Here is a 15,155-nt window from a genome sequence, read left to right on the forward strand (position 1 = left end):
GCGATTTGGGCTTTTACTCACAATGAGTAGGAGTTCCAGGCAGTATGCCGACCATCGAGACCCTTTCCGAGCGTCCAAAGCCGGTTGCGCCGACGACTCTCGGCTGCGAGGTCCTGGCGCGTTTCGAATGCGAGCCGGATACGCTGGTCATTCCCGTGGTCGATGGCGACCGCCCCGTCGGCCTGGTCGAACGCACCGCCTTCCTTCAGAAGATCGCCGCCCGCTTCGGCCACGCCCTCTACGACCTTCGCCCCATCACCTTCGCCATGGATGCCGAGCCGGCCGTCGTCGAGGCCGGTGTCCGGATCGACGCCTTTTGCGACATCATGCTGAAGGGCGGTCCGGCCGCCCTGCTGCGCGGCTTCATCGTCACCAAGAACGGCGCCTATTGGGGCGTAGGCACCGCCGCCACCCTTTTGCAGGCCGTCAACACGCGCCAGCGCGAGCAAAATGCGGAACTGGCCGAACAGGCGGCGCTCCTCAGCGACACCCGCGCCCAGGCCATCGCCGCCGCTCGCGCCAAGAGCCAGTTCCTGGCCATCATGAGCCACGAGCTGCGCACGCCGATGAACGGCGTCCTGGCTGTCGCCGAACTGCTCCGCCGCCAGCCCTTGAATACGGCGGCTCAGGCGCACGTCCAGACCATCGTCGACTCCTCCGAGACCCTGCTGCGCATCCTCCAGGACGCAGTGGACCTGTCCAAGGCCGAGGCCGGCGAACTGGAACTGAAGACCGAGCCGACCGCCCTGCGCGCCGTCATGGACGACATTCAGTCGATGTGGGAGCCGCGCGCCTCTCAGGACGGCGTGACCCTGCTCGTCGGCTACGAAGGCGACACCGAACTGGCGGCCGTTATCGACGGCGTGCGCCTGAAGCAAGTGTTCAACAACCTGATCGGCAATGCGCTGAAGTTCGCCCGCAACGGCGTGGTCGAGGCCGGTCTCAAGGCTTGGGTCGAGGGCGACCGCATCCATATGGAAGCCCGCATTCGCGATGACGGCCCGGGCGTTGAGCCGGAACGCGTCGATTCCATCTTCGAGCCCTTCGTTCACGGTTCCGGCCCCGACGGCGCCGGCCTGGGCCTTTCGATCTGTCGTCAGGTCATCGACCGGATGGACGGCCGGATTTGGGCCGAAAACAACAAGGGACGTGGCGCGACCTTCGCCTTCGACCTGACCGCGCCCCGCGCTGTGGTCGAGGCGGAAGCGCAATCGAACGTGTCGGATCTGTCGGGCCTGGACCTGAAATCCGCGCCGCACATCCTGATCGTCGACGACAACGCCACCAACCGCGTCGTCGCCCAGGCGCTGTGCGAGATGTTCGGCTGCAGCTCCGAACTGGCCGAGGACGGCCTGGAGGCGCTTCAGGCCGTTCAGGAAAGCCGCTACGACCTGGTCCTGATGGACATCAAGATGCCTCGGATGGACGGGGTTCAGGCCACGCAGGCCATTCGCGCCCTGCCCGGTGCCGTCGGCCGCGTGCCGATCGTGGCCCTGACCGCGAATGCGGACCCCGAAGACGCCAAACACTATCTCTCGATCGGCATGGCCGCCGTCGTCGAAAAGCCCATCAAGCCCGAACGCCTGCGTATGGCGATGAACGCCGCCATCTCCGCCGCTCACGAAAGCGCACAAGAGCAGGACCAATCCGGTCGCGCCGTCGCCTGATCCTCAGTCCGGACGAACGTCCAGCGCCTCTTCGTCCTCTTCGTCGTAGCCGACCAGACGCAGCGCCCTCGCCTTTTGCCCGTTGATTTCGGCCCAACGCAGCAGACCCTCTTCGCGGCCGTGGGTGATCCAGATTTCCTCTGGCCTGATCTCGGTAAAGGTCGCGGTCAGTTCGTTCCAGTCGGCATGATCCGACACGACCAACGGCAGTTCCACGCCGCGCTGGCGCGCCCGCGCCTTCACCCCCATCCACCCTGAAGCGAAGGCCGTGACCGGATCGGCGAACCGACGCGCCCATCGATCCTGGATGGCGGACGGTGGTGCGATGGCGACCTCGCCGCCCAGCGCATTCCTGGGCAGATCGCGGGTCGGCGCCAGCGGGCCCAGATCGACCCCTTCTCTTTCGTACAGGGCGTTCAGCCGCTCCAACGCCCCGTGGACATAGATGGTGCGGTCCCATCCAGCCTCGCGCAGCAGACGGATGATCCGCTGCGCCTTGCCCAGCGCATAGGCGCCAACCAGATGCGCCCGCTCGGGAAACTGCCCCAGCGACCGCACCAGCCGCCCGACTTCCTCCTCCGCCTGCGGATGGCTGAAGACCGGCAGGCCGAACGTCGCCTCCGAGATGAAGACGTGGCAGGGCACAGGCTCGAACGGCGCACAGGTCGGATCGCGGCGGCGCTTATAGTCGCCGGACACGACCATGATCAGCCCCTTCCAGCGCACCTCGACCTGGGCCGAGCCCAGCACATGGCCGGCGGGCGCCAACCTGAGATCGACCCCATTGATCGCGGTCGCCTCGCCGTATTCCACCGATTGGGGCTGCAGCGTGAAATCCGCGCCATAACGTTCAGTCATGATCGCCAGGGTCTGGCGCGTCGCGAGCACCGCTCCATGACCGGCGCGCGCATGGTCGGCATGGCCGTGCGTGATGACGGCGCGATCCACTGGCCGAACCGGGTCGATGTAGAAATCTCCCGGCGGACAGTAGAGGCCGGCGGGCGTGGGATGCAGCAGGTCTTCGGGGCGGATCATCTTGCGGTAACGCTCTCGACGCCGTCGGGTCGCCGCCTCATAGAGGATGACCCCGAAAATCGGCGCAACAGGTTCAGCCCGCACGATGCACGAGAGTTTCCTGACCACCATCCTGCCGCAATTGGCCGCCGGCGCCGCCCACACTGGCGCCTTGGGCTTCACCTTTGACGGCATGCACGATGGCGAGCCCCGCATCCGCGTGCCGTGGCGTGAGGACTTGGTCGGCGATCCCGACAGCGGCGTCTTCGCGGGCGGGCTGGTGACGACCTTGCTGGATCATATCGGCGGATTGGCCGTGTGGACCGCGATGGACGCCTTCCAGCCCATCGCCACCCTGGATTTGCGTGTCGATTACATGCGCGCGGCAAGGCCGCGTCAGGACCTGCTGGCCCAAGGCCTATGTTTCCGACTGACGCCCAGCATCGCCTTTGTGCGCGCCTGGGCTTTCGAGGACGATCCCGCCGATCCGGTCGCCGCAGCGCAAGCCGCCTATATCCTCAACCAGACCCGCGAGCGGGCGCCCCATGCAAAAGGAGCGGCGGCATGACCGACATCCTCAACCGCATGCCCTACGCTCGCTTTCTTGGCCTTCAGACCTTGGTCAGCGGCGACGAAGTTACCGTCATCATGCCCTTCGACGACAAGCTGATCGGCAATCCGATGCTGCCCGCCCTGCACGGCGGATCGACGGCCGCCCTTCTGGAAATGACGGCGATGGCTCAGGTTGCGCTAAGCTTTCCGGGTCCGCGACTGCCCCGCCCGATCAATGTCACGGTCGCCTATCTGCGCACCGGCAGACCGATCAACGTCTTCGCGCGTGCTCGCATTAGCCGGGCGGGTCGTCGCGTCGCCCATGTGCACGCGGAGGCCTGGCAGGAAGAACGTCAACAGCCTATTGCGTCCCTTACCGCCCACTTCCTGCTGGACAACCAGGACTGATCACCGCGCCCTAGCGCGCTGATTCGCGCCGACTTCTTGCTCTCATTGGGTTTTAACGCCGAGCTTACGGCGGCGCTTCAACGCGCGATTGTTGACATGGTAAAGATTGCTCTACCAAACAGGGTTAAGACGTGATAACCATACGGTTCTTGTAAACCTGTCTTTGAGGGGCTTTCATGGACCGCACTGAAGTCGTCACCAGCGTTGCTGGCGATCTGCATGCTACCGAACTCGCGATCGACGCCGCGATCACCCAGGCGACCACGCTGGTTCAATCCTTCATCGGCGCTCGCGCCGCTCTGTCGCTGTCGCCGGTTTCCGGCACGATGTCGCAAGCCAAGGCCATGGAAACGATCGCCGCCCTCTCGGCCGCGCGTGAATCCATCGTCGCTTGCCACGCCGAACTGCAAAAAGATCACCGCCGCCTTGGCTTCGGCACCTACGCCGCCGGCCCGGTCGCCAAGCCCGACGATTGGCTGGACCCGAAATCGGCCCTGACGCCGACGCACCTGCATCGCGTCGCGTGAATTCTTGGTAAGCTTGGCTTACCGAGATTTCAGTTTGAACTGACTTCGGTCATTATCGTCCCCGTGCATTTCTGCGCGGGGGCGATTTGTCATGCTCAACATCGCTTATGCCATCGTCGGCGCGGTCTTTATGGTCGGCATGGCTTTGTTCGCCTTTTTGAAGGGCAACTCGGCCGAGCGGATCGGCGCGGGCGCCTATCTGTTCGCATGGTTTGCAACGATTTTGATGCAAGAGAACAGCGGCTTTCGCGGCGTGCCGCTGGGCATGTTTCTGGTTGATCTCGTCCTTCTGATTGTCTTCGTAGGCATCAGTTGGCGTTATCGACAGTCTTGGCCCGTGTGGGCCAGCGGACTGCAACTGATCGCAGTGATGTCCCATGTCATGAGCCTGACCGGACAACGCGTCATGGTCGGATCGCTTTATACGGTCGTGAACATGATCGGTTATCTGATCATCGGCTGCATCATCATCGGCACATTCTATGCTTGGCAAGAGCGCCGTGCGGCAGCGTTGATAGGTAGAAATTCCTAATATCCGATCGTATGCTGGCGGCGAATCGGTCGCTGGAAGTCCATGCCGCTATCCCACGCCAAGCTTTGGAAGGCCGTCGACGCCCTGGCGCGACGTGAAGGGCTGACGCCGTCCGGCTTGGCGCGCCGCGCCGGTCTGGACGCAACCAGTTTCAATCCGTCAAAGCGCTTCGGGCCAGGCGATCCGCCGCGTCCGCGCTGGCCATCGACCGAGAGCATGACGCTGGTGCTTCAGGCGACGGGCCTGTCGCTGTCGGAGTTTGCGGTGCTGGCAGAGGACGCCCCGGAGGCGCCGGCCAGCGTGCCTTTGCTGGGTCTGGCCAAGGCGGGTCAGGATGGGTTCTTCGACGACGCTGGCCTGCCGGTCGGCGAAGGCTGGGATCAGACCGACCTGCCGCGCGCCAAAGACACCTTGTTCAGCCTTCAGATCACCGGCGATTCGATGTCGCCCCTCTATCGCGAAGGCGACCGCGTCATCGTCGATCAGGAAGCGACGCAGGTGCGGCGGGGCGACCGCGTCGTCGCCCGCCTGACCAGCGGAGAAACCGTGGCCAAAGAGGTCACCAGCCTGACCAGCCGCGCCGTCACCCTGGCCTCGATCAATCCCGACTATCCGCCAAGGGTCGTGCCCCGGCGCGAGATCGAATGGATGGCCCGCATCCTCTGGGTCAGCCAGTAAAGCGCACAGCAAAAACCCCGCCCGGCGAACCGGACGGGGCTTTGGATGCTTAGCGAACTGAATTCAGTTGGCCGTGACGTAGTGGGCGTTCACCCAACCGCCGCCCGCGATCTGCACCCACTCGCCTTGCGAACCGATGGCCGTGAAGGGCTGACCGGCCGACAGCGTGCCGGCTTGTCGATAGTTGGTGCCGGGGCCGCTGCGGATGCGCAGGTTCGACGAAGCACGGTATTGGGCGCCGCTGGAGGCCGAAGCAGCACGGGCGCGCTGCTGGTTGCAGCCGATATAGGAACCGGCGGCGGCGCCAGCGCCCGCACCGACGATGGTGCCGGCCGTACGCTCATTGCGAGCGAGGTTCGAGCCCACCACACCGCCGACCACGGCGCCGATCAGAGCGCCTGCACGTTGGCGACCGCCAGGGGCGTCACAGTTGGTCACGCCGTTGGCCTGGGCCTGGGCGGACATCGGGGCGGCGGTCACCATGGCGGCCAAGGCGGCAGCAGTGGCCAGACCGGTCTTGAAAATCTTGTTCGACATAACTCTTCTCCTGTCAGCGCGTTTGCCGATGAGGGGAGAATGCACGGACGAACCTGAAGGCTCCCGGAGCTTCGCCGTTATTTTCCGTTCATCTTTGCCATGCGCGCGGACTGGCGGCGGGCGACGAAACGTCTGGCGATATCGATGTCGCGTTCGACGAAGTGTTTCCGGCGCACGAACTGAAAGTCCAGCACACGCGCCCACAGATGGAGCATGCGATCGTTTGTCACGAAAACTGTCACCGCTTCGGCAGACGGTGGCGGCCCCCAGGCCTCAGCCAGCTTCGCCAGATGCTGGACCGTGGCGTCGTCGGTCATGGGTTCGCATTCGACGATCCAGTCCCAGCTGCAGAGCTCAGGCCTTTGGGTGATCAGATCGACCGTCGCTTTCAGCACGCGGTCGGCTGACCTGGCCGAAACCAGGTCGAGCATCAGGACCTTGTTCGCCTCGTCGATCTCGTAACGCAACCTCGCCTCCCCGGCCACGTCCCCTCAAGCTGGCATCACGCAACAACCCTGACGCAAGGTCAAGGTTGCGCCAGTTCTCCGTTCGCCCCAGCTTCAACCAGGGCGATCGTCTGCGGCAGGCCGTAGATGGCTGCGAACGAACCGAAGCGTGGCCCCTGGCTGGCGCCCAGCAAAACCTCGTAGAGCGCGCCGAACCAGGCTCGCAGCGGCTCGAACGCGTGGGCCTTGCCGACCGCATAGACCTCGTTCTGGATCAGTTCGCCGTCGGTGGTGTCGGCCGGCAGGGCCTTCAGCCGTTCGGCCAGGTCCAGCAGCGCCGCCTTCTCCTTGTCATCCGGCAGGCGATAGGACTTCGAGGGCTTCACGAAGTCCTCGTAGTAGTTCAGCGCGTGGTCCATCAGCCGGTCCAGCAGCGGCTCGTTCTGGGGCGTCGCGTCAGGCAGGTATTTGGCGAAATAGGCCCACAGCTGCTCCTTGGTCGAGGCGTTGGCCACGCCAACGAGGTTCAGAAGCAGGGCGAAGGACACCGGCGACGTGTGGGTCGGCGGATCGCCCGCATGGATCGACCAGACGGCGTTGTCGATCCGCTTGGCCGGCTCCTGGGTCTTGTAGCTTTCGATGAAGGCCAGATAGTCGTCGATGGCGCGCGGAATGACGTTGAAGTGCAGGCTCTTGGCCGACTTCGGCGACTGAAACATGTACCAAGACAGGCTCTCGGGCGTACCGTAGCGCAGCCACTCGTCCATTGTCAGGCCGTTGCCCTTGGACTTGGAGATCTTCTTGCCCTCGATGTCGAGGAAGAGCTCGTAGTTGAAGCCTTCGGGCGGGGTGCCGCCCAGGGCGCGGCAGACCTTGGAGCTTTCGCGCACGCTCTCGATCAGGTCCTTGCCCGACATCTCGTAGTCGATGTCCAGCGCGACCCAGCGCATGGCCCAGTCGGGCTTCCATTGCAGCTTCACATGGCCGCCCGTGACCGGCACCTCGGTTCGGTTGCCCGGTTCGCCGGCGGGGTCTTCGAAGGTGATCGTGCCCTTTTCGACGTTACGCGCCAGGGTCGGCACCTGCAGCACATGGCCGGTAATCGGGCTGACGGGCAGGAAGGGAGAATAGGTGGCGCGGCGCTCCTCGCCCAGGGTCGGCAGCATGATGGCCATGACCGCGTCGAACCGTTCCAGAAGCGTCAGCAGCGTCGCGTCAAACCGGCCCGACTTGTAGGTCTCGGTCGAGGACATGAACTCATAGTCGAAGCCGAAGCTGTCGAGGAAGGCGCGCAGGCGGGCGTTGTTGTGCGCGCCGAAGCTGTCGTGGGTGCCGAAGGGATCGCGGACCCGCGTCAGGGACAGATGCAGGTCCTCACGCAGCATCTCCGGGTTGGGCACGCCTTCCGGCACCTTGCGCAGGCCGTCCATGTCGTCGGAGAAGGCGATCAGGCGCGTGGGCCAGTGGTCGCCGGTCAGGGCGCGAAAGGCGTTGCGCACCATGGTCGTGCGGGCGACCTCGCCGAAGGTGCCCATGTGCGGCAGGCCCGACGGGCCGTAGCCGGTCTCCAGGATCACCGGGCGCTGCAGGGCGGGAAAGGCCGCCAGGGCTTCATCCGCCTTGCCGGCGTCGATCAGGGCGCGCGCTTCGGCTCGCTCGGCCTCGCCCAGCCGTTTCTTCAGAACATGAGCCAGCAGGTTGCGGGCTTGTTCGAAGGGCCAGGACTTGGCCTCGCGGGCGAGGGTTTCGAGGTTCTGAAGCATGGCGGCGGTTTGCAGTCTGCATCCCGCCCGGTCAACCGTGATCAGGCTTTGGCGGCGATTACGATGATCTCGACCTTATAGTCGGGCGACGCGAGCCGGCTTTCGCCCGTGGCGCGGGCCGGCGGATTGGCGGTGTCGACCCAGGCGTCCCAGACGCTGTTCATCGCCTCGAAGTCGGCAATGTCCGCCAGCCATATCTGGGCCATCAGGATCTTGGACTTGTCGCTGCCGGCCTCGGCCAGCAGCGCCTCGATCTCGGCCAGCGCCGTTCGGGTCTGCGTCGCCACGTCGTCGCCGGGTTCGCCGACCTGGCCCGACAGATAGATGGTGTCGCCGTGGACGACGGCCTCGCTCATGCGGGCGCCGGGCTGGATGCGGGTGATCATGGGCTAGGGTCCTTCGAAAACGTCCCTCACCTATCGCCGCCGGGGCCCGGCTGTCGAGCGGCTAGCGGCGGTTGAACCGCGAGACGGTCAGGCCGACGACCAGGGCGCCGGCGCCGACGATCAGGGCGTCCTCGATCAAGCCGCTCTTGGTCTGGCCGATGCGGGCCATGGCCTTCTTGCGCCCCGAAAGGGTCAGATAGGCCAGCGGCACGGCCGTACCGACCGCCAAACCGGCGCCCAGCTTCTCCTTGCCACGCGGAGCCAGGGCGGCGCCGGCGATGCCCGCGCTCATGACCCGCGCCAACAGGCCGAGGAAGACGGTGCGATCGGGCGCGGTCTTCATCTTGTCGCCCAGCAGTTCGCCGACACCCATGGCCAGGGCGCCGAACTTGAACAGCGGCCGGTTCAGCAGGAAGACGCGGCCGGGCAACGGCTTGTGCGCCAGTTCGGCAGTGGCGAGGGCCGCCATCGGGGTCATGGAACGGGCGCTGGCGACAGCGCCGATGAGGGCGGATGGGAGGAGGTCGAGGGCTTTCATGCCGCCACAACACCCGACCGGGCCGGAAGGTTCAGCCCGTTTCAGCCGCGGGCCGCCAGGACGTTGCGGATCGCCAAGCTGGAGTGGATGCGCGACACGCCCGGCAGACGCGACAGGACGTCCTTGTGGATCACCTCATAGGCGGCGATGTCGGGCGCGACCGCGCGGACGATGTAGTCTGCCTCGCCCGCCATCAGATAACAGTCGCGGATTTCCGGGTGGTTGCGGACGGCCGCCTCGAACCGGCGCATGTGGTCGTCAGTCTGCTTCTCCAGCGTGATCTCGACATAGGCGACGACGCCGTCGTCGCTGTCGTTGGCCAGGACGGCGGCATAGCCCCGGATCACCCCGCGCTCTTCCAGCCGGCGCACGCGCCGCAGGCAGGCGGAAGGCGACAGACCGACGGCGGAGGCCAGGTCCGCATTGCTGATGCGCCCATCGGCGCGGAGCCGTTGAAGGAGGCGTTGGTCGAGGGGATCAAGCAGGGACACAAGTTTCCGCCATTCAGCCGCAGATTATTGCGTCAGACTTCTATCAGCGACCAATCATTGCGCAAACAGGCAGGATCGTCGATCCATGCAGCGCTAGCTTGCGACGAATAACAACATTGGGCTTGGGAACGTCACATGCGGGTTCTGGTGCTTGGGTCGGGCGTCATCGGCGTCACCACCGCCTGGTATCTCAGCCAGGCCGGGCATGAGGTCACGGTCGTCGATCGGCAGGCCGGTCCGGCGCTGGAGACCAGCTTCGCCAACGCCGCGCAGATTTCGCCGGGTTATTCCGCGCCCTGGGCTGCGCCGTCGATCCCGGTCAAGGCGATGAAGTGGCTGCTGATGCGCCACGCGCCCCTGATCGTGCGGCCGCGTCTGGACATGGCCATGGTGCGCTGGACCGTCGCCATGCTGCGAAACTGCACCCACGACCGCTATGCGCTGAACAAAAGCCGGATGGTGCGCCTGGCCGAGTACAGCCGCGACCAGATCGACCTGCTGCGCCGCGAGACCGGCATCGCCTATGACGGTCGCCAGCAGGGCACGTTGCAGCTGTTCCGTACGGAAAAGCAGCTGGCCGACGTGCACAAGGACGTCGATGTGCTGAAGGCCGCCGGCGTGCCGTGCGAGGTTCTGGACCGCGCGGGCTGTATCGCGGCCGAGCCGGGCCTGGCCGCCTCCAACGTCGATTTCGTCGGGGGTCTTCGTCTGCCGCATGACGAGACCGGCGACTGCTTCCTGTTCACCAACGCCCTGGCCAAGCTGGCGGCGGAGCGCGGCGTGGTCTTCCATACCGGAACCGACATCCAGTCGATCACGATGACGAATGGTCGCGCGACCGGCGCCCTGACCAGCAAGGGCGCCATGACGGCCGATCTGGTGATCCTGGCTCTCGGCTCCTATTCGCCGATGATGGCCAAGCCGCTGGGTCTGGATCTGCCGGTCTATCCGGTGAAAGGCTATTCGATCACGGCCAGGATCGTGGACGAAGACAGAGCGCCCGTCTCCACCGTCATGGACGAGAGCTACAAGGTGGCGATCACGCGCCTGGGCGATCGCATTCGAGTGGGCGGCATGGCCGAACTGTCAGGATACAATAACACCCTGCCCGCCGTCCGTCGCGAAACCCTGGCCCATTCGGTCGGCAGCCTGTTTCCGGGCGGCGGCGACCTGGCGGGGGCCAGCTATTGGTCGGGCCTGCGTCCGATGACGCCGGACGGCACGCCGGTGATCGGCGCGACCAAGGTTCCGGGGCTTTATCTGAACACCGGCCACGGCACCCTGGGCTGGACCATGGCCTGCGGCTCGGCGCGGGTTCTGGCCGACATGGTCGACGGCAAGGCGCCCGAGATCGAAACCCGCGACCTGTCGCTGAACCGCTATGGCGCCTGGGCCGGGGCGTTCGCGCCGGGATACAGCTTAGATCAGACGTCGACGGGGAATTTTACCGTCTAAAGAGTCTAATTCGTCTAATCGCGCGGCGGTGAGGCCTTGGGCCGCGGACGGGAATTCACCGTCTAAAGTGTCTAATTCGTCTAATCTGACGCCATCATCTGGGTGAGGCGCGGGCGGGATTTCGCCGTCCATTCCGCCTGAACTTACGTTGTCAAAGATCCACGGCCAGTCTAGCACGCGGCCGGAGCGCGGTCGGTTAGACGCCGCTCGGGGGCGAAAACCCGTTGGAAATCAAACAGCGGGGCGCCGACGATGCGCTGGCGGGGCGCCGCAGCGTGGCGCGGCGCGTCGGAGCCCCCTATAGAGCGCGCGATGAAGACCGCCGATTTCGATTTCGACCTGCCCGAAGACCGGATTGCGTTGCGCCCGGCCGATCCGCGCGATTCCGCACGGCTGCTGGTGGTGAAAGGCGGCGCGCTGGAAGACCGGATCGTTCGCGATCTGCCGGACTTCCTGCAGCCGGGCGACGCCTTGGTGTTCAACGATACGCGGGTCATTCCCGCCCGTCTGTCGGGCGTGCGTCAGCGGATCGGGGCCGAGGGCGAAACCCTGACGGTCGAGGTGGAGGCGACGCTGCATCATCGCGACGCGCCCGACGTCTGGTCCGCCTTCATGAAGCCGGGCAAGCGGATCAAGCCGGGGGATCGGATCCGGTTCGGAAACGCAAGCGACGCCGCTTGCGAGCTGGGTCGACTGGACGCGACGGTGACGGCCAAGGGGGAAGACGGGCTGATCACCCTGACCTTCGACCTGGCGGGACCGGCGCTGGACGACGCGATCCGTGATGTCGGGGTCATGCCCCTGCCGCCCTATATCGCCGCCAAACGGCCCGAGGACGACCGCGACCGGTCAGACTATCAGACCGTGTTCGCCGAGCATGACGGTTCGGTTGCGGCGCCGACGGCGGGGCTGCATTTCACCCCTGCCCTGCTGGACGCCATCCGCGCCAAGGGTGTCTCGACCCATGCGGTGACGCTGCATGTCGGGGCCGGCACCTTCCTGCCGGTCAAGGCCGACGATCTTGCCGACCACAAGATGCACAGCGAATGGGGCGAGGTGTCGCCTGAAACCGCCGCCGCCCTGAACGCCGTCCATGCAAAGGGCGGGCGCGTCGTCTGCGTCGGCACCACCTCCCTGCGGCTGCTGGAAAGCGCGACGGCCGAGGACGGCGAGATCAAACCCTTCCACGGCGACACGGCCATCTTCATCACGCCCGGCTATCGGTTCCGGGCGGTTGATGTGCTGATGACCAACTTCCACCTGCCGAAGTCGACGCTGTTCATGCTGGTCAGCGCCTTTGCGGGCACGGCGACGATGAAGGCGGCCTATGCCCATGCGGTCGCCGACGGCTATCGCTTCTATTCCTACGGCGACGGGTCGCTGCTGTTCCGCGACTGATCGCGGGTCAGGGCCAGAGGCGGCCTGAGCGCCAGGCCTCGCCGTCGCGGTCGAACCGCAGTCGGTCGTGCAGGCGGAACGGGCGATCGCGCCAGAACTCGACCGAGCGCGGCACGACGCGCCATCCGGTCCAGTGGGACGGGCGCGGCACCTCCTGACCATCGAAGCGCGCGGTTTCGCGGCCCACGGCCTCTTCCAGCACCGTGCGGTCCGACAGGGGGCGGGACTGGTCCGAGGCCCAGGCGCCGATGCGGCTTTCGCGCGCGCGGCTGGCGAAATAGGCGTCGGCCTCGGCCGGCGTGACCGGCTCGACCGCGCCGCGCACCCGCACCTGCCGACGCAGCGACTTCCAGTGGAAGGTCAGGGCGGCGGCCGCGCAACCGGCCAGTTCGACGCCCTTGGTGCTCTCGCTGTTCGAATAGAAGGTGAAGCCTCGCGCATCGACATCCTTCAGCAGAACGATCCGCGCATCCGGCAGGCCGTCGGCGTCGACAGTCGACAGGGTCATGGCGTTGGGATCGTTCGGCTCGTGCGCCCTCGCGTCCGCCAGCCATTCGACGAACAGGCCGATGGGTTCGGGGCGATCGAAGATGGTCTCGTCGCCGTTGGCGGCCAGGGCGGCGGCATAGTCGCGGGCGTATTCTTCACGCGACGGGCTGGGCGGGATCACGGATGCGGTCATGCGAGTGATGTAGTCGGTGCAGGCGCGGCTGGGAATGATCGAGGTCAAAACGGTCGTGTCGCCGTCAGGGTTAACCGCCCATTGACCCTGATGCGCGAACGGTGACGACATGAGCGCGCCTGTTTCGATTTCAGATGTGTCCGGCGTCCGCGAGGCCCTGTCGATCTTGGGCCTGAACGGCGATGTCGATGCGTCGACGCTGAAGGCCGCCTTCCGCACGGCGGTGAAGGCGGCGCGGCCGGATCAGGCGGGCGGCGACGCCGAGCGGTTCCGGCGCGTGATCGCGGCCTATCGGCTGATCCAGGCGCATCAGCCCCCTCGCCCCGCCCTGTCGGCGCCCGCCGCGCGGCCCGCGCCTACGCCGGTTCTGGTGCTGTCGCCGATGCAGGCCCTGGCCGGGGGTCAGGTCGAGGTGCGGCTGGGCGCGCGGACGGTGCGGGTCACGGCGCCCAAGGGCCTGCGCAGCGGCGATCACCTGCGGCTGAGACGCGGGGCGGCGGACGGGAGCGATCTCTATCTGTCGGTGTTGATCCGACCCGAGGACGGGCTGTCGGTGGTCGGCGACGACCTGTTCATGACCTGGGCCGTCGAGCGTCGCCTGATGGCCGACCGCGGGCGGGTGGAGATCGAGACCCCTGTCGGCACGCGCTCGGCCTGGATCACAGCCGACATGGCCGCTCCGGTGCGGGTGCGGTTGAAGGACCTGGGCCTGCCTGCGCGCGGATCGCGGCCGGCCGGGCATCTGTTCGTGACACTGGAGCCGTCGTCCGATGTTCCCTCGGCGGCCGAGGACCTGCTGGTGCGCTTCACGCGGGTCTGGACGCAGGAGCGTCTGGCGGCCTAAGTCGGGGCCATGTCGCACAATACCTTCGGCCATCTGTTTCGCGTGACCACCTGGGGCGAGAGCCACGGGCCGGCGATCGGCTGCGTCGTTGACGGATGCCCGCCGATGATTCCGCTGACCGAGGCGGACCTTCAGCCCTGGCTGGACCAGCGGAAGCCGGGCGGCAGCCGCTTCGTGACCCAGCGCAAGGAAAGCGACACGGCGCGCATCCTGTCGGGCGTGTTCGACGACGGCGACGGGCCGGTGACGACGGGCACGCCGATCTCGATCCTGATCGAGAACGAGGACCAGCGCTCCAAGGACTATGGCGAGATCGCCCGCGCCTATCGGCCGGGGCACGCCGACTATGCCTATCAGGCCAAATACGGTGTGCGCGACCACCGGGGGGGCGGTCGATCCTCGGCGCGCGAGACGGCCAGCCGCGTGGCGGCCGGGGCCGTGGCGCGCAAGGTGTTGGGCGACAGTGTCAGAATTCGCGCCGGCGTGGTGCAAATCGGCCCGCACCGGATCGCACCGGACCAGATCGATTTCGATGCCGCCCACACCAATCCGCTGTTCGCCGCCTCGGCCGCGGTCGTGGGCGACTGGGAGGCCTATCTGGACAGCATCCGAAAGGCGGGATCGTCGGTCGGGGCGGTCGTCGCGCTGGAGGTCACGGGCGTTCCGGCGGGCTGGGGCGCCCCCCTGTACGGCAAGTTGGATTCGGAACTGGCGGCGGCCCTGATGTCGATCAATGCGGCCAAGGGGGTCGAGATCGGCGCCGGCTTCGAGGCCGCCGAACTGACCGGCGAACAGAACGCCGACGAGATGCGGCTGGACCTCAACAAGCAGCCGGTCTTTCTGTCGAACAAGGCGGGCGGCGTGCTGGGCGGGATTTCGACGGGCCAGCCGGTGACGGCGCGGGTGGCGTTCAAGCCGACCTCCTCCATCCTGACCCTGCGCCAGACGATCACCCGCGACGGCGAAGAGACGGACCTGCGCACCAAGGGCCGTCATGATCCCTGCGTCGCCCTGCGCGCCGTGCCGGTCGTGGAGGCCATGGCCGCCTGCGTCCTGGCCGACGCCCATCTGAGACACCGCGCCCAGGTCGGCTGATCAGGGTCTTCGTCGGGCCGGACGCGGGTTTGCGCGATCGGTCTCGAGCCTCGGCGGCGGCTCGGTCTGACGCGCCTCGCACCGCATCAAGGCCATCAGGGCCGACAGGCCTGTCGTCATCACGATCATCGCTCGATTCCTG

18 protein-coding genes are annotated in these 15,155 nt (G+C 66.4%); 10 read left to right on the forward strand and 8 right to left on the reverse strand.

What is annotated here, in order from left to right:
• Nucleotides 1–44: 44 nt before the first annotated feature.
• Nucleotides 45–1,667 (forward strand): response regulator, encoded by a 1,623-nt coding sequence (locus BLR19_RS04975; RefSeq protein ID WP_091747861.1) that lies wholly within the window; start codon nt 45–47, stop codon nt 1,665–1,667.
• 3 nt (nt 1,668–1,670) lie between these two features.
• On the opposite strand, the gene BLR19_RS04980 is transcribed toward BLR19_RS04975, so the two are convergent.
• Nucleotides 1,671–2,702: a ligase-associated DNA damage response exonuclease gene (locus BLR19_RS04980; RefSeq protein WP_091747864.1), complete on the reverse strand. Its 1,032-nt coding sequence runs from the start codon at nt 2,700–2,702 to the stop codon at nt 1,671–1,673.
• 85 nt (nt 2,703–2,787) lie between these two features.
• Between BLR19_RS04980 and BLR19_RS04985 the strand changes: the two genes are divergently transcribed.
• From BLR19_RS04985 to BLR19_RS05005, 5 genes are all read left to right on the forward strand, one after another.
• Nucleotides 2,788–3,249 carry a PaaI family thioesterase gene (locus BLR19_RS04985; RefSeq protein ID WP_091747867.1) on the forward strand — a complete coding sequence of 154 codons (462 nt, stop codon included), beginning with the start codon at nt 2,788–2,790 and terminating at the stop codon, nt 3,247–3,249.
• Nucleotides 3,246–3,641, forward strand: coding sequence for a PaaI family thioesterase (locus tag BLR19_RS04990; protein ID WP_091747870.1), 396 nt, complete (start codon nt 3,246–3,248; stop codon nt 3,639–3,641). Before BLR19_RS04985 ends, BLR19_RS04990 begins: the two co-directional genes overlap by 4 nt.
• Nucleotides 3,642–3,817: 176 nt before the next feature.
• On the forward strand, nt 3,818–4,168 hold the full coding sequence (locus tag BLR19_RS04995; protein ID WP_039246411.1) for a hypothetical protein: 351 nt from the start codon (nt 3,818–3,820) through the stop codon (nt 4,166–4,168).
• Nucleotides 4,169–4,259: 91 nt separating this feature from the next.
• Entirely contained in the window at nt 4,260–4,700 is a 441-nt protein-coding gene (locus BLR19_RS05000) for a hypothetical protein (RefSeq protein ID WP_091747873.1), read from the forward strand.
• A gap of 42 nt (nt 4,701–4,742) precedes the next feature.
• Complete coding sequence (locus tag BLR19_RS05005) at nt 4,743–5,378, forward strand: S24 family peptidase (RefSeq protein WP_091747875.1); 636 nt, start codon at nt 4,743–4,745, stop codon at nt 5,376–5,378.
• A gap of 63 nt (nt 5,379–5,441) precedes the next feature.
• Here the strand turns inward: BLR19_RS05005 and BLR19_RS05010 are convergent, their stop codons facing one another.
• The 6 genes from BLR19_RS05010 to BLR19_RS05035 form a co-directional block, all read right to left on the reverse strand.
• Nucleotides 5,442–5,915, reverse strand: coding sequence for an SH3 domain-containing protein (locus BLR19_RS05010; RefSeq protein ID WP_039246408.1), 474 nt, complete (start codon nt 5,913–5,915; stop codon nt 5,442–5,444).
• Between the two features lie 77 nt (nt 5,916–5,992).
• Nucleotides 5,993–6,382, reverse strand: a complete 390-nt coding sequence (locus BLR19_RS05015; RefSeq protein WP_091747878.1) for a hypothetical protein — start codon at nt 6,380–6,382, stop codon at nt 5,993–5,995.
• Nucleotides 6,383–6,441: 59 nt separating this feature from the next.
• On the reverse strand, nt 6,442–8,124 hold the full coding sequence (locus BLR19_RS05020; RefSeq protein WP_091747881.1) for a lysine--tRNA ligase: 1,683 nt from the start codon (nt 8,122–8,124) through the stop codon (nt 6,442–6,444).
• Nucleotides 8,125–8,165: 41 nt separating this feature from the next.
• Complete coding sequence (locus BLR19_RS05025) at nt 8,166–8,510, reverse strand: RidA family protein (protein WP_091747883.1); 345 nt, start codon at nt 8,508–8,510, stop codon at nt 8,166–8,168.
• A gap of 61 nt (nt 8,511–8,571) precedes the next feature.
• Nucleotides 8,572–9,048, reverse strand: coding sequence for a hypothetical protein (locus tag BLR19_RS05030; RefSeq protein ID WP_091747886.1), 477 nt, complete (start codon nt 9,046–9,048; stop codon nt 8,572–8,574).
• Between the two features lie 41 nt (nt 9,049–9,089).
• Nucleotides 9,090–9,539, reverse strand: a complete 450-nt coding sequence (locus BLR19_RS05035; RefSeq protein ID WP_039246401.1) for an Lrp/AsnC family transcriptional regulator — start codon at nt 9,537–9,539, stop codon at nt 9,090–9,092.
• Between the two features lie 135 nt (nt 9,540–9,674).
• On the opposite strand from BLR19_RS05035, the gene BLR19_RS05040 reads away from it, so the two are divergent.
• Both BLR19_RS05040 and queA read left to right on the forward strand, forming a co-directional pair.
• The gene (locus BLR19_RS05040; RefSeq protein WP_091747889.1) at nt 9,675–10,994 is read left to right on the forward strand and encodes a D-amino acid dehydrogenase; all 1,320 of its coding nucleotides are present in this window, start codon (nt 9,675–9,677) and stop codon (nt 10,992–10,994) included.
• 312 nt (nt 10,995–11,306) lie between these two features.
• Nucleotides 11,307–12,392, forward strand: a complete 1,086-nt coding sequence (gene queA, locus BLR19_RS05045; RefSeq protein ID WP_091747894.1) for a tRNA preQ1(34) S-adenosylmethionine ribosyltransferase-isomerase QueA — start codon at nt 11,307–11,309, stop codon at nt 12,390–12,392.
• 7 nt (nt 12,393–12,399) lie between these two features.
• On the opposite strand, the gene pdxH is transcribed toward queA, so the two are convergent.
• Entirely contained in the window at nt 12,400–13,074 is a 675-nt protein-coding gene (pdxH, locus tag BLR19_RS05050) for a pyridoxamine 5'-phosphate oxidase (RefSeq protein WP_055805341.1), read from the reverse strand.
• A 109-nt stretch (nt 13,075–13,183) separates the two neighbouring features.
• On the opposite strand from pdxH, the gene BLR19_RS05055 reads away from it, so the two are divergent.
• Together BLR19_RS05055 and aroC are read left to right on the forward strand one after the other, a co-directional pair.
• Nucleotides 13,184–13,918, forward strand: coding sequence for a DnaJ C-terminal domain-containing protein (locus BLR19_RS05055; protein ID WP_091747897.1), 735 nt, complete (start codon nt 13,184–13,186; stop codon nt 13,916–13,918).
• Between the two features lie 9 nt (nt 13,919–13,927).
• On the forward strand, nt 13,928–15,013 hold the full coding sequence (gene aroC, locus BLR19_RS05060) for a chorismate synthase (protein ID WP_091747900.1): 1,086 nt from the start codon (nt 13,928–13,930) through the stop codon (nt 15,011–15,013).
• Nucleotides 15,014–15,155: the final 142 nt, after the last annotated feature.

Source organism: Brevundimonas sp. 374 (assembly GCF_900102995.1).
GTDB lineage: Bacteria > Pseudomonadota > Alphaproteobacteria > Caulobacterales > Caulobacteraceae > Brevundimonas > Brevundimonas vesicularis_C.